Genomic DNA, 14,910 nt, shown 5'->3' with positions numbered 1-14,910 from the left:
CCCCGTAGGGGTGGTGTGAAGAGGAGGCGTCTAGAAACCATTTCGACCACATTTCAATCTCGATGCCAGCTTAAGGCTGATTGCAGTGAGTCAACTCTGAAGTACCCGTGACTGCTGATACGCAGAGCAGTCATTGATCCGAGGCTTCTGCAGAAATCTTCCCGTGGACAAAACAGTCCAATGTCTGCCTAGAATGGGTTTTTCGATTCACAGCGGCGATCTAAGCCAAGATAGCATTAGGTGATGAACCAGCACTACTACGACACATTGTTCTCAGCAGCCCGCGAAAAAGGCTTGACGATCTCAGCAGCAGCGGACGAAGCAGCGATGGCATTTCTTGACGGAAAGCCGATGGGTCAGGGCAAGAAAAGGTGGAGTGGTAGAGATCGACACACAGCCCTCTGGAGCTCCGAGTTCCTGAAGGCTTTACCCGCTGATGTTTGGAGCCAAGAGCCCCTTCGCTTAGCTTTAACGCAATACTTAGCGCAAGATCGAGTTGCCTGTCCCGAGCTTGTGGCGCGGGTTGCCGCCATCGCTCCCGATGTGCTGATGTGGGCTACCCGCCATTCTGACCTCGTGATGCGACAGGACTCTCCGCGTTGGTTGGAGATCAGCAAGCTGGATGCGGATCAGCATGAGGCGCTCGCTGAACTGACGCGCGTGTTTCTCATATTCCGCGAAGCTCACCAAGTTCGGCTTGATGAAGTGGCGCGTCTACGCAACCCCTTGCGTGAGCTCGCTCCTTTAGATTTGCTGATCTATGCCAGCCTGTTCGCCTTTGAGCACCAAATACCAAATTTGCTTGATGGTCGGTCGCGACCAAATTTGCCCGATGTTCAAGAGGCATGGGATGCCATTGACGACATATTGGCCTGGAAACTCGCCAGCTGCGATGAGTCGGACCTGCAATTGAGCGAAACATCACTCGCTTCATCATTGCGGCAGCATCTGATTCCATTTCTATTCCCGTCTGCGGATAGGCCACGACACGATTGTTATCAGGCATTTCTTACATTGCTTGGCGCACAGGTCGAACTGAATGCATTTGTGCATAGATCTGCTGACGCCTTCAGCTATGACGACTCTATTCGGTTTGAACGATGTGGAGATCACCTAGAGATCGTCGAAGTGGATGCCGATGCCATAGCGGCGTGGCGTCGTGATGGCAAGAAGTTCGACCTTTTACACCAGTACTGGTTGTACCGGGGGATGGATGCCCTCCTGAACGCTCCGGATCTGCTAGCCCGTGTAAGCCCTGCAAACCTTGAAGCCAATCTTCAGGCTCTGGCCAAGGCGATGGGCACATGGCTTCGCTTGCAAGAAGTCTATGGCATGGCCGAGCAGGTCCGAACAGACACTGGCTCATCTGCAATGGTCTTTCATGTGCTGATGACCATCGAACTGATGACAGCCTTTTTCATTGAAGACTACCTCCGGCCATATCAGCAGTCCCTTTCCGAGACCGGAAATTCTTTTCTCGCTTTGGGACGGCTGGCATTTAGTGGTTTGCTTCAGCCAGACTTGCAAAATCGCTTCCCACTCACATGGTCGGATAGAACGGCCAAAGTTGAGCGCATTAAGCCTTGGACGGCTACGGCAAAGCAACCGAGTGGCTCCTCACCAGCTGCCGAGACAATCTTGGACTTCATGACATGTGACTGGGCTGCCATGGCGAAGCAGTTGCGCGCCGGTGAGATGGCATTGCGGCCCCGCTGGCAAGAGCGGCCTATTTTCAAGATGGGGCGGCTCTCGCTTCAGTTGCCGTGGATGATGGCTGTACAAAATAACTCTGCGGCTGTAATCAATAACCTACGGCGGTTGGGCTCTCGGCGAAATGAAACCAAGGAAGAGACACGTCGAATTGAAGAGCGGCTGGGAGCACTGTTTCGAAAACGCGGGTTTCAGGTGCTTGTTGGGTATGAGGTTGCAGAGGATGCCAATGCGGGAGAAATTGATTTAATTTGTGCTCGAGACGGTCATGTACTCATCTTGGAACTCAAATCAACCTACCAACGCCGCTCTATAAAGGAGGCTTGGGCGCATCGAACTTCTACGCTTCGAAAGGCTGGGCTGCAGTTGAGCAGAAAAGTGCCTGTTGTCCAGCGGGCACTTGGGCAAGACATGGAGTTAATGAATGCGCTCGGTCTTAAGAACGGCCAGCCCACGGTCATAGCTTGGATCGTTGATACCTCAACCGAATGGGATCACCAACTTTTCCGAGGTTTCCTCAAGATATCTCTGGAAGAGGTACTGATTGCGCTGCGAGATGAAAGGATGCTGCTAAATCAACCTCATGGGCTATTTGCCGGTCATGCCGACCGTGCTCACCCGCCTGATGATTATGAGAAACCCTACAAAGATGACACTCTATATCCGGATGGCTTTTCTGCTGCGCGACTTGTCGAGGTAATTGAGACGGCTGCCGTATGGGAAGGGAGCCTTTGAAGATGTATTGTGCGCAGCTGAGTCGGCCCGACTGAGTCAAAGACGCCTGATCCTTATGCATGTGGAGATGACAGCTTTGTAGCTGATCACTGCCGTTCGAGCTTTGCCAGGCGTTGGCCACAATCACTTGTGAACTCAACCTTGTAGGCTGAAGTCTGGTTCAGGCTGATCTGAGTCATTCTCAGGCCAACGCCTGACCGGCAGCATGCACGGGAACCGGTCATTGATGGCCGCGGGCACCTGCCGGCGGCTTCGTATCCACCACCCGTCACTTGATCGCGGTACAGGCATGTGCCAGCATGAACGGCCGATCCCGTTTACCTCTCCAGGCTCATGTCGAACCCAGTTGACCATTGCCTTCGAGGCCTCGACTAATCGGTCTCGCGGCCTCGCTTCCGGTGAAGTACGAATTGGAATAGCGGTGGGAATGCTGTACGTTAGAACCACAACGAGGGAGAGAACATGGATAAGTTGAAGCTCCAATTGGAGCACTGCTATGGAATCCGCAAACTTGACGTTGTGCTGAACTTCGATAAAAGTGCTGCGGTCGCCATCTACGCGCCCAACGGTTCGATGAAGAGTTCGCTGGCCAGCACCTTCCAGGACATCGCCGATGGCAACGCATCTCGGGACCGAATTTTCCCGAACCGCGCCACTGTGCGTGTGGTCCAGGATGAGAACAGTGCCGACATTGGTGCCGCCAATGTGCTCGTGCTAAGGCCTTACGAGGAATTTTCCAGCAAAGGAAACGCCACTGCGACCCTCCTGGTAAATGCCGAGCTCCGGCAGGAATACGAAGCGTTGCACGCGGGTGTCACTGCTGCGCGGGCTGCCCTGATAACCGCAGTCAAGGCCACCGCAAAAACCAAACGACCGATTGAGCGCGAGATCTTGTCGGCGTTCGCACCTACCGACGGGGATTTCGATGCGACGCTTTCCAGCTTGAAAGAGGAATTAGCCAAAGACTGGGAGCCCGTATTCAAGAACGTTTCGTACGACGTACTGAACGACGAACGGGTCGTCGCGTTCCTAGCACAAGGTGATTTCCGCACGGCTATCAATGACTACACGAAGAAGTACAACGAACTGCTAGCGGCTTCTAAGTACTTCAAGAAAGGCGGTTTCAACTACTACGCGGCCACCAACGTGGCCAAAGAGTTGAAGGTCAGCGGCTTCTTCAAGGCCAAGCATTCTGTGAACCTCAACGGCGAAGAAAAAAAGGAGATCAACTCTGAGGCCGAGCTCCAAGCCCTTGTTGATGCCGAGCGCGCCAAGATTTCTGAGGACGCCGCGCTGCGCCAGAAGTATGAGGAGCTCGAGAAGCAGATACAGAAGAACGCTCAGCTCCGCGAGTTCGAGTCGTACTTGCAAGGGCACGAAGATCTGCTGCCAGAGCTCGCCGACCTAGCTGCCTTCAACAAGAAGCTCTGGATGTCGTACCTTAAGGCGAACCACGCTCTGTACGTAGACCTGATAATCAAGATCGAACAAGCTGCCGTGCGGTCAGCCGAGATCGAAGCGCAAGCCGGCCAGGAACACACGCAATGGCAAGACGTCATTGACATGTTCAACAACCGCTTCATCGTTCCTTTCCATCTTGAAGTGGCCAACAAGATCCAGGTGGTGCTGGGTAAGGAGATGGCACCGCGCCTGGGCTTCGTATTCAAGGATGGCAACGACCATGCGCCAGTCGAGCGGGACGCCCTGCTGCAAACACTCAGCACCGGCGAGAAGAGAGCGTTCCACGTCCTGAACATGCTGTTCGACATAGAGGTGCGTCGTGCGGCTGGCCAGCAGACACTTCTTGTTGTAGACGACATCGCGGACTCCTTTGACTACAAGAACAAGTACGCCATCGTTCAGTATCTCTCCGACTTGGCTGAGGATCGGCACTTCAAGCTGCTCATCCTGACCCACAACTTCGATTTCTACAGGACCATCGAGAGCCGTCGCCTCGTTCAACGGAAGAACTGCTTCATGGTGTCAAAGACGACTGCCGGCGTTACGCTCGAGGCGGCTCAGGGCGTACGCAACGTCTTTATCAATGCCTGGAAACCAGCGTTCTTTGCCGACAACCGCAAGAAGATCTGCTGCGTGCCCTTCATGCGCAACCTCATCGAGTACACGAAAGGCGAGGCCGACCCCGATTACCTGCTCCTCACTTCGTTGCTTCACTGGAAAGTCAGCACGGATCAGATCACCGTTGCAGATCTTGATGGCATCTATGCCAGACTGTTTGGCGCCGCCGGACAGTCGGGTAACCCCGCGGCCCGTGTCGTTGATCTTCTTGCCGCAGAGGTCGCTACCTGTCTGCAGGCACCGGACGGCATCAATTTCGAGAACAAGGTCGTGTTGGCGATCGCTACCCGCCTGCAGGCTGAGCGGTTCATGGCCGCCAGAATCAACGACGCGGTTTGGCTGGCCGGTATTACCGCCAATCAGACTCCCGCGCTCCTCAAGCGCTACCGAACCGACTTCCCTGCGGAGCTAGCCAATGTTGGCGTTATCCAGCGTGTCCTGCTCATGACGCCGGAGAACATTCATCTGAACTCGTTCATGTACGAGCCTATCTTGGACATGTCCGACCAACACCTCCGCCGACTTCACGCAGAAGTTGTCGGCTTGGTCTAGCTGCGGGGCGTTGTTGCATAAATCACCCTGAGGCCGAGCTACCCCAAACCTCAGACGGATTTACGCAGCAGCGACCGTCTGGGGCGTGCCCAGAGCGGTAAATTGATTGAGGATTGAAGCGCGAATGTTGAGCTCGGCCACCTGGCGTTCAAACGTCCTGGCCATCACCTTCTCGCCCAGGCGCTTGAAGCAATTCATCTTGGTCTCCACCAGAGACCTTCGGTGGTAGCCGCTCCAGCGTTTCCAGATAGCCCGCCCCAACTGCCTACACGCCTTGACCGCTTCATTGCGGTGAGCAAATGCCAGCCCCTTGCGTAGCTTCGCCCCCTTGCGTGGCGGGATGATTGGAATGGCTCCCTGTTGATTTCCACACAGAAGTGACCCACTAACCCCCAGGATTTCCATCTAATTCTGACCCACGCACTAACCCTAGCCTGCAGCTATGTTGAGCAGCAGGAGACCAGGAGTGATAGACGTGGCAATCCTAAGTGTCATCCGCCGCTGGGCATTGCGTGAGCAGTTGTCCATCCGCGAGATCTCTCGCCGAACCGGCCTGTCTCGCAATACCATCCGCAAGTACCTGCGATCAGACGTAGCTGAGCCCAGTTATGCCAAGCGGGTCAGCTCTTCCAAGCTTGATCCGTTCACGGCCAAGCTCTCTGCTTGGCTCAAGACTGAGGCGACACGCTCTCGCAAGCAGCGCCGCACGATCAAGCAAATGCATCTGGACCTGCAGTCTTTGGGCTATCAGGGCTCCTACAACCGCGTGGCTGCTTTTGCTCGCGTTTGGCATAAACAGCACGTTCTGGCGCAGCAAACTACAGGTAGAGGCACCTTCGTTCCCCTTGTCTTCGGGCCTGGTGAGGCCTTCCAGTTTGACTGGAGTGAGGACTGGGCTGTGCTTGGCGGCGTGCGCACAAAGCTGCAGGTGGCGCACTTTAAGCTCAGCCACAGCCGTGCGTTTTACGTGCGAGCCTATCCTCTGCAAACGCACGAGATGCTGTTCGATGCGCATAACCATGCCTTCGCTGTTCTGGGCGGAGTGCCTCGCAGGGGCATCTACGACAACATGCGCACCGCAGTGGATCGTGTCGGACGCGGTAAGGAGCGGGACGTTAACGCACGCTTTGCTGCAATGGTCAGCCACTTCCTGTTTGAGGCTGAGTTCTGCAATCCTGCTTCGGGCTGGGAGAAGGGCCAGGTGGAGAAGAACGTACGAGACGCCCGCCACCGCCTATGGCAGATTGTTCCACCTCTTGCGAATCTACCTGCACTCAACACGTGGCTTCAAGAGCGCTGCCTTGCGCTATGGCGAGAGATTGAGCACGGCAAACTACCAGGCAGCATTGCCGATGTTTGGGCCCAAGAGCAAACTTCATTGATGCCTGCTCCACGGCCATTCGATGGATTTGTGGAGCACACCAAGCGCGTCTCGCCCACCTGCCTGATTCACTTTGAACGCAACCGCTACAGCGTTCCTGCGCCGTATGCCAATCGGCCTGTGAGTCTGCGCGTCTATGCAGATCGTCTAGTAGTTGCTGCCGAAGGTCAGATAGTCTGTGAGCACCAGCGCATCATTGATCGCCGCCACGATGGCTCTGGCCAAACCATCTACGACTGGCACCACTATCTGGCTGTGCTGCAGCGCAAGCCAGGCGCATTGCGCAATGGAGCTCCGTTCGTAGAGCTACCCGCTGCTTTCAAGCGGCTGCAATCTATTTTGCTTAAGCACCCTGGCGGTGACCGAGAGATGGTGGAGATCCTAGCTTTGGTTCTACACCACGATGAACAAGCGGTGCTTGCCGCAGTGGAGCTGGCCTTGGAAGCGGGTGTGCCCAGCAAGCTCCATGTACTGAATGTGCTGCACCGGTTGCTCGATGGAACCACCGCTCCAGCGCCTGTCACATCTCCACAAGCACTTCAGTTGTCGGTAGAGCCCCAGGCCAACGTGCGCCGCTATGACCAACTCAGAGAGGTACGCCATGCGTCATGACCCAGCCATCGCCTCCATAGTGATCATGCTGCGCGAGCTCAAGATGCACGGCATGGCCCAGGCCGTCAGTGAGCTAGCCGAACAAGGCGCTCCTGCGTTTGAAGCCGCTCAACCTATCCTGTCCCAATTGCTTAAAGCAGAGACAGCAGAGAGAGTGGTACGCGCAGTAGCATATCAACTCAAAGCAGCCCGATTCCCTGCGTATCGGGATCTGGCTGGCTTTGAGTTTCGCCACAGCGAAGTAAATGAAGCGCTGGTGCGTCAGTTGCATCGATGCGAATTTCTGGAGGATGCCAACAATGTGGTTCTGGTCGGAGGACCAGGAACAGGCAAGACCCACATTGCCACAGCGCTCGGTGTTCAGGCCATTGAGCATCACCATCGGCGGGTACGCTTTTTCTCGACGGTCGAGCTGGTGAATGTGTTGGAGGAAGAGAAGGCTCAGGGCAAGGCTGGGCACCTTGCAACCAGGTTGTCGTATACAGACTTGGTCATCTTGGACGAGCTGGGCTATCTACCCTTTAGCGCATCTGGTGGGGCATTGCTGTTCCACCTATTGTCCAAACTCTACGAACGCACTAGCGTGGTGATCACCACCAACTTGAGTTTCAGTGAATGGGGCAGCGTATTCGGAGATGCAAAGATGACTACGGCTTTGCTGGACCGGCTCACGCATCACTGTCATATTCTGGAGACTGGCAATGATAGCTTTCGCTTCAAGAACAGCTCCGCACAGCAACCACCAACTACCGTGAAGAAGGAGAGGACCAGCAGAACTCTAGCCTCATCGTGAGCCAACAACTCACGAATCAGAGTGGGTCAAGATTGGATGGAAATGGTGGGTCAGGTTTGCATGGAAATCAACAGGCTCCCCGCAGGTAGCAGGCCTCATGCACATCCTTGGTGTCATAGGCCCCATCACCAGTGAAGCTAGCTACCTGTTCATGGCTGGGGATCTGGCCCAGTACGACAGCGGCCATGGGCGAGTCACCTACTTCATTGGTTGTGACTGCGATAGCCCGAATCTGCAGTGTCTGGGCATCAATACCCAGATGCACCTTGCGCCACTGGCGGCGGCGCTCTGCGCCGTGCTTTTTAGTCTTCCACTCACCTTCGCCCAAGAACTTGATGCCCGTGGAGTCAGCCAGCAGGTGCAAGCCTTTGTCGCTTGCTCGGTAGCGCACCTGCACCTCCAAGCTCTTTTGTCTGCGACACACAGTGCTGTAGTAGGGCACTGGTCAAGGCAGGCCTGCCATACGCAATAGCGACTGCACCAGGCCCAGCGTCTGGCGCAAGGGCTGCCCAAACAAGCCCTTGATGGTCAGGCAAAACTGGATGGCCGCATCTGAGAACTTCTGGCAACGACCACGCTTGCCCCTGGGCTGGGCCAGCCACTGCATGTCCTTATCCAGCCATATGGTCAGGTCTCCCCGCGCTTTCAACGCTGCGTTGTACGCCTTCCAGTTCGTTGTGCGGTACTTAACCCGACCCCAGCTCGTCTCACTCATCTCTCGAGCCTACCTCACCTGCGACCGGCATTTATGCAACAACGCCCCAAATCTGCACACCAATAATGCCAAAGCGAAAAGTGAAGGCCAACGTACTTGACGTACACAGCGTGCTCCAGTGCTTGTGCAGACAGATGCTTGACATTCACATCATGTGAAGAATGAAACTTTAGCCACAAGCTTTAAAGGAGTACGTAATGGCTATTTTTCGCATCAATGACATGAAATGTGGTGTCTGTGCCGCGCGGATCCAGCGCTCCATTTTGGCGATAGATGATGCCGCAAAGATCGGAGTGAATCCTCAGGATAAAACAGTGCACGTCTCCGGCGATCTGAGCGACACCGACTACATGTTGGCTATTCAGACCGCTGGATACGCTCCAGAATTATTGGCGTTAGCCACAGCCGAGGAGGCTAACGCTGAGAAGCCGCAGACGAAATGCTGCGGCTCAACTTCAGCAAAGACATCTTGCTGCGGATAGTGTCTTCTTTCTTTCAAGAAAAACCTGTTTTCTGATCTGCTTTGGAAGTCGGCTGCGGAGTGGGAAATTTCAAGGTGAAGCGAGTTCGTCCATCGGCTGAAGTTGCTGCAATGGCGCCACCATGGGCTTCAACAATCGCTCGGGTAATCGCCAAACCCAATCCGCTACCGTCTGAGTCCGGATGTGCCCTGGAGGGGTCAGCGCGATAGAAGCGGTCAAATAACCTGGGCAGGACTTTGGGATCAATGTCCTGCCCTGTATTTTCCACAGTGACAAGTGTCCAGGAGGTGGAGGCCGCAATGTCGATGGTGACCGTCCCTGCCTGCGGCGTGTAGCGCAAAGCATTAGATAGCAAATTACTCACAGCACGATGGAACATCAACCGATCACCATCAACGCGTCCATCGCCTTTTAGCTTCAAATGAATTTGCTTTTCTTCCGCGACAGCCTCGTAAAACTCCAGCAATACATATGCTTCTTGCTTTGCGGAGAATTGCTCTTTGCGCGGCAAGCTTACGCCTCGTTCGGTTTTGGCCAGGAATAGCATGTCTGACACCATACGAGCCAGACGCTGAAACTCTTCGGCATTTGAGGCAAGAATGTCTCGGTATGTCGCGGCATCACGCTTGGATGCCAGCACAACCTGAGTCTGCGTCAACAGGTTGCTGATGGGCGTACGTAGTTCATGAGCCAAATCAGACGCGAAATCTGTCAGGCGCTGAAAATCGTCCTGCAGCCGATCCAGCATGCGATTGAGCTCATGCGCCAGGTCAGCCATTTCAACGGGCACAGCCTCGACCGGCATGCGCTCACTCAACTTCTGTCCTGTCACAACAGCTGCCCGTGATTTCATCTCACGCAACGGTGCCAGCCCTTGTCTCGCAGCGAGCCAAGATAGCAGTGAGCACAAAAAAATTGCTGCAATTACATAGATGGCGAAGCTTGCTCGAATTCCGTCGAGAAATTGGATGTGATGCTTGGTGTCTGCAGCGATCAGTACCTTTAATGGTGATGGTGCGTAGGCCGGTAGCGTCTCAAAGCTTAATATGTGGAATTCTGCGTCTGCATGCCGCCACACACCAAACGATCCTTCCTTGTCGATAAAAGCCGAATTGCGATCCGGCACTGCGAAGCCGGATGCGGGCGATTGAAATACGGTTTCTCCTTGGGCATCTTTCACCTGGACTTGAAGATCCTCGTGATAGTTCAGTGCCTCATTTAAACGCCAACGAGCATCATCGACTGACTTGGTGTTCTGGAGAATTTTCTCGATTAAATGGCGCTTGTCCTGAAGCGTCATTCGGTCCAATTCCACGAAATGCTTTTCTGTAACGACTAGAAATAGGCCGCCTAAACCTAGCACTACGGCTGCCGCAACAGCCGTGAAGCAGAGGGCCAAGCGACTCGTTAAAGAGAGCTTTACCTTGCGAGTGAGACGCTGCACCTATTCCTCCTCGGGGACTTCAAGCACATAGCCCATTCCCCGTACGGTCTGGATCAGTTTGATCGAGTGGCCTTCGTCAATTTTGGCCCGCAGACGGCGCATGGCCACCTCAATGACGTTGGTGTCGCTGTCGAAATTCATGTCCCATACCTGCGATGCGATCAATGAACGTGGCAGCACTTCACCATGTCGGCGCATCAGCAACTCTAAGAGTCCGAACTCTTTGGCTGTGAGGTCAACACGTTTGCCGTTGCGAGATACGCGGCGACGCAGCAGGTCTAGCTCGAGATCTGCAACAGTCAGAGTAGTACCTTCATTGGCCGGATGTCCGCGTCTAAGAATGATGCGAACTCTGGCGAGTAGCTCTGCGAACGAAAACGGCTTTACCAGGTAATCATCTGCGCCGAGCTCTAGTCCTTTGACACGGTCCTCGACATGGTCCCGTGCAGTAAGAAACAGGACCGGCATATGTAGTCCCCGATCACGCAGAGACTGGAGCACCTGCCAACCATTGAGGCCCGGCAGCATGACATCCAAGATCACCAAGGAGTATTCACCTTGCAGAGCCAGATGTAAGCCGTCTGAGCCATTTGAGACGAGGTCAGCAATGTAGCCAGCCTCGGTCAGTCCTTGGCGCAGGTATTCACCTGTTTTAGGCTCATCTTCGACAATCAAAATCCTCATGTACTCGCTCCGCTGCAGTGGACGATCAAGAGTGTGCCGAGTTTGATGCACTCTGACATGAAGATAAGAAAAATGTAATGTTCATGAAATCCTGGCGATAGAAAGGCTCAACACGGCCTTGTTGTTCCCTCCTGGGAAGTCGTCAATCGTGGCGAGCAGCGTGAGCCTCCCGGTGGCAACGAACGCTTTTATGGATAGACGCCCCCAGTCGCACAGAACATGACGCGAGCATTACATGAATGTAATGCGTGAGTCACTTCATCGAAATTCGGTGCGCCCTAGTATATTGAACATATCGAGCGATTGTTGTTTCAGGCAGCGTCGCTGAAAACGATTTTGTTGAAAGCTCTGGAGGATTTCACCGTATGCCGCGTCATTCGCCATTTATTGTCACTCCCACTCAGGGGTTCTCTCGTCGGCGCTTCGTTCAGGGGCTGGCAGCGGGGGGCGTGCTGGCGGGCCTGTCAACGCAGTCGCTCATGGCATTCGCTCAGCAGAGCTCCACAGTCCGTGGGGCCGCTCCGGTGCTGAAGGGTAACGAGTTCGATCTGGTGATCGCCGAGTCCGCCGTGAACTTTACAGGCAAGCCTGGCATGGCGACAACGATCAATGGATCGCTTCCTGCACCAACCCTGCGCTGGCGAGAGGGTGAGACGGTGACGATTCGAGTCACGAACAAGCTTCGCGAGGCCACTTCTATTCATTGGCACGGCATTATCTTGCCCTACCAGATGGACGGAGTTCCAGGCATCAGCTTTGCGGGCATTCCTCCTGGAGAGACGTTCACTTACCGTTTCAAGGTTCAGCAAAGCGGTTCCTACTGGTATCATTCACATTCAGGCATGCAGGAGCTCACCGGCATGTACGGAGCAATCATCATCGATCCCGCAGGACCTGAGACTATCCGTGCAGATCGTGACCATGTCGTGCTCTTCTCTGACTGGACTGACGAAGACCCCATGCGCGTCTTCGCAAAACTCAAGGTTCAGGGCGACTATTACAACTACAACCAGCCCACGATCTTCGACTTCTTCCGTGATGTATCGCGTGATGGAGTGTCGGCGGCATTAGACAAGCGCAAGATGTGGAACGAGATGCGCATGAGTCCAACGGATTTAGCCGACCTCTCTTCTGCGACTTTGACCTACCTCGCAAATGGCGTCACACCTGCAGGCAATTGGACTGCTCTTTTCCGTCCGGGCGAGCGTGTCCGATTGCGCATGGTCAATGGTGCGGGCAATACCTTCTATGACGTACGTATTCCGGGTCTGAAGCTCACTGTGGTGCATGTTGACGGCGTCGACGTAGAGCCTGTGACTGTCGATGAATTCCGATTCGGCCCTGGCGAAACCATAGACGTGATTGTCGAGCCACGTGATGACGCCTATACGATCTTTGCTCAGTCGATGGACCGAACAGGCTATGCACGCGCTACGTTAGCAGTGCGCGAAGGTCTGCAAGCTCCTGTCCCTGCACTCGATCCCGTCGAATGGCTGGGTATGAGCGACATGATGGGCGCCATGAGCCATGGTACTTCCGGTGCCGACATGGAGATGACCGGCATGTCTGGGATGACGGGCATGGCTGGTATGTCGGGGGCAATGGCCGGCATGGTTCATGGTGCGATGGGCGGCATGAATCACGGTGGTATGGCGATGGACCATAGTCAGCATGCCATGTCAGCAGGAGGATTGGCTGTGCCCAGCACTACCGCACGCCATGCCCGAACGGAGTATGGGGCGAGCACTGATATGCGGGTCGATATGGCACGCACCAATCTCGACGATCCGGGCATCGGTCTGCGCAATAACGGCAGACGGGTGCTGACCTTGGCAGATCTGCATACGCCTTCAGGTCCAATGGACTCGCGCGGTCCAGGACGTGAGGTGGAGTTGCACCTGACCGGCAATATGGAACGCTATTCCTGGTCTCTTGATGGTTTGGAGTTCGGGCAATCAACACCTGTTCACTTCCGTCACGGTGAACGTTTGCGGGTCATCCTACACAACGACACCATGATGACTCACCCAATGCATTTGCATGGTATGTGGAGTGAACTGGAGAGCCCTGATGGTCGCTTCCTTGCCCGTCGACACACCTTGCCAGTACAGCCTGCACAACGCATCAGCTTCTTGGTGACGGCAGATGCTCTCGGACGCTGGGCTTGGCATTGCCACCTGATGTTCCACATGGATGCTGGCATGTTCCGCGAAGTCGTAGTGTCTTGAACAAACATCACAAGGAAGATCAAAAATGTCCAAAGCACTCCCTATTCGTGCATTGTCCACTGCAGTCCTTGCTCTTGTGAGCATTGCGGCACAGGCCCAAAGCGACCATTCATCGCATGGTCAAGCCGGTATGCAAATGGAAGCGCCGACAAGCCCCGCCACAACTGCAGCTGATCCACACGCCGGTCATGGCGCTATGACTGAAAGCGCCGCAAGTGCCCCTGCGATGGATCACGGCAGCATGCAGATGCAAGGGGGATCCGCACCTCCAGATGCTCGTGACCCTCATGGGTACTCCAATGGGTTGACCTTGGGATCGGGCGACTACGCGGTGCCTGGCGTCCCACGCTTGATGCTTGCGGACGAGCATACCTTTGCCTCGCTGCGAGGTGAGACCCTGGAACGCCGTTTTTCGCGTAGAGGCGAGGATTCGACGGCCTATGACTTGCAAGCATGGTATGGCACCGCATACAACAAAGCTGTCTTAAAGGCAGAAGGTGACGTCGCCAAAGGAAAGCTCGAAGAGGCTCGCACCGAGCTGCTATGGAGCAGGGCGGTCACAACCTACTGGGATACGCAACTCGGTGTGCGCTTAGACAACGGAGTGGGGCCTAGCCGTCAATGGCTAGCATTTGGTGTACAGGGCTTAGCCCCTTACTGGTTCGAGCTGGAGGCCACAGCCTATGTTGGCAGTGGTGGCAGAACTGCGCTTCGCCTAAATGCAAGCTACGAACTATTGCTGACTCAGCGCCTGATCCTTGAGCCTAGAGCTGAAATGCAGTTTTACGGCAAGGATGATCCAGAGCGCCATATCGGCAAGGGCCTAGCCGAAGCATCTGCTGGCCTGCGACTGCGCTACGAGTTCAGCCGTCAGTTCGCTCCATATATCGGTGTGGAACGTGCGGGAAGTTTCGGGCGTACCGCAGATCTCGTTCGCGCAGAAGGCGGCCGTGCTCGGCAAACACGTTGGGTGGCCGGTGTCCGTTTCTGGTTCTAGCCTGTCCAATGTCTTACTCCTAGTTGGCGCGTCCTTGGGTGCGCCAACTCCTCCGTCCTAGATTCGACATCCCTTTCAAACCACTATCACACTTAAATAGGAGTCCTCATGCATCGCTCAAGCCTGGTCGCAAAATTCATCGCGCCAATCGCCGCAACAATGTTCGCTTCCGCAGCATTTGCACATCCTTCGTTAGTTTCCTCTTCGCCTGCGGATAAGTCGCAGGTCGCGGCCCCTGCAACGATTGAGTTGAAGTTCTCTGAGACGCTGGTTCCTCAGTTCTCCGCAGCGAACTTGATCATGACGGGGATGCCCGGAATGCCAAATCACGGCGCAATGAAGGTCAGCGCAAGCGTCTCTGGCGCTAGCGATGGCAAAACCATGGTCATTACTCCTGCCCAGACGCTTCAGCCTGGTGCCTATCGTGTGGATTGGCGTGCCGTGTCGTCAGATACACACCCTATCAATGGCAACGTCACATTCCAGGTGAAGTAAGCA

At 55.0% G+C, this 14,910-nt stretch carries 10 protein-coding genes and 2 pseudogenes; 8 read left to right on the top strand and 4 right to left on the bottom strand.

Annotated elements, in window-relative coordinates; all coding sequences use genetic code 11:
• Nucleotides 1–243: 243 nt before the first annotated feature.
• Nucleotides 244–2,445, top strand: a complete 2,202-nt coding sequence (locus F0Q04_RS00660) for a hypothetical protein (protein ID WP_182343979.1) — start codon at nt 244–246, stop codon at nt 2,443–2,445.
• A 462-nt stretch (nt 2,446–2,907) separates the two neighbouring features.
• Nucleotides 2,908–5,076, top strand: coding sequence for a phage infection protein (locus F0Q04_RS00655; protein WP_182343977.1), 2,169 nt, complete (start codon nt 2,908–2,910; stop codon nt 5,074–5,076).
• 60 nt (nt 5,077–5,136) lie between these two features.
• Here F0Q04_RS00655 and F0Q04_RS00650 read toward each other — a convergent pair.
• Nucleotides 5,137–5,436, bottom strand: a pseudogene (locus F0Q04_RS00650) (transposase); the annotation flags it as partial.
• A gap of 106 nt (nt 5,437–5,542) precedes the next feature.
• On the opposite strand from F0Q04_RS00650, the gene istA reads away from it, so the two are divergent.
• Both istA and istB read left to right on the top strand, forming a co-directional pair.
• Nucleotides 5,543–7,069, top strand: coding sequence for an IS21 family transposase (gene istA / locus F0Q04_RS00645; RefSeq protein WP_182343975.1), 1,527 nt, complete (start codon nt 5,543–5,545; stop codon nt 7,067–7,069).
• Nucleotides 7,059–7,862: an IS21-like element helper ATPase IstB gene (gene istB / locus F0Q04_RS00640; RefSeq protein ID WP_182343973.1), complete on the top strand. Its 804-nt coding sequence runs from the start codon at nt 7,059–7,061 to the stop codon at nt 7,860–7,862. Before istA ends, istB begins: the two co-directional genes overlap by 11 nt.
• Nucleotides 7,863–7,935: 73 nt before the next feature.
• On the opposite strand, the pseudogene F0Q04_RS00635 reads toward istB, so the two are convergent.
• Nucleotides 7,936–8,577: pseudogene (locus F0Q04_RS00635) on the bottom strand (IS5 family transposase); the annotation flags it as partial.
• A 197-nt stretch (nt 8,578–8,774) separates the two neighbouring features.
• On the opposite strand from F0Q04_RS00635, the gene F0Q04_RS00630 reads away from it, so the two are divergent.
• Nucleotides 8,775–9,059 carry a heavy-metal-associated domain-containing protein gene (locus F0Q04_RS00630; protein WP_084635807.1) on the top strand — a complete coding sequence of 95 codons (285 nt, stop codon included), beginning with the start codon at nt 8,775–8,777 and terminating at the stop codon, nt 9,057–9,059.
• A 13-nt stretch (nt 9,060–9,072) separates the two neighbouring features.
• Here the strand turns inward: F0Q04_RS00630 and F0Q04_RS00625 are convergent, their stop codons facing one another.
• Nucleotides 9,073–10,503, bottom strand: a complete 1,431-nt coding sequence (locus F0Q04_RS00625) for a heavy metal sensor histidine kinase (protein WP_182343971.1) — start codon at nt 10,501–10,503, stop codon at nt 9,073–9,075.
• Nucleotides 10,504–11,187, bottom strand: a complete 684-nt coding sequence (locus tag F0Q04_RS00620; protein WP_021027128.1) for a heavy metal response regulator transcription factor — start codon at nt 11,185–11,187, stop codon at nt 10,504–10,506.
• A 365-nt stretch (nt 11,188–11,552) separates the two neighbouring features.
• Here F0Q04_RS00620 and F0Q04_RS00615 point away from each other — a divergent pair, with 365 nt between their 5' ends.
• The 3 genes from F0Q04_RS00615 to copC all read left to right on the top strand — a co-directional run bounded on the left by F0Q04_RS00615 (nt 11,553) and on the right by copC (nt 14,907).
• Nucleotides 11,553–13,415, top strand: coding sequence for a copper resistance system multicopper oxidase (locus tag F0Q04_RS00615; RefSeq protein WP_182343969.1), 1,863 nt, complete (start codon nt 11,553–11,555; stop codon nt 13,413–13,415).
• 25 nt (nt 13,416–13,440) lie between these two features.
• Entirely contained in the window at nt 13,441–14,412 is a 972-nt protein-coding gene (locus F0Q04_RS00610) for a copper resistance protein B (RefSeq protein ID WP_021027126.1), read from the top strand.
• Nucleotides 14,413–14,520: 108 nt separating this feature from the next.
• Complete coding sequence (gene copC, locus F0Q04_RS00605; protein ID WP_021027125.1) at nt 14,521–14,907, top strand: copper homeostasis periplasmic binding protein CopC; 387 nt, start codon at nt 14,521–14,523, stop codon at nt 14,905–14,907.
• The last annotated feature ends 3 nt before the right edge of the window (nt 14,908–14,910 follow it).

Origin of the sequence: Comamonas koreensis, from assembly GCF_014076495.1 — a bacterium.
Classification (GTDB): domain Bacteria; phylum Pseudomonadota; class Gammaproteobacteria; order Burkholderiales; family Burkholderiaceae_C; genus Comamonas; species Comamonas squillarum.
Note: the sequence above shows the minus strand (reverse complement) of the source record. Positions and strands in the feature narration are given on the sequence as shown.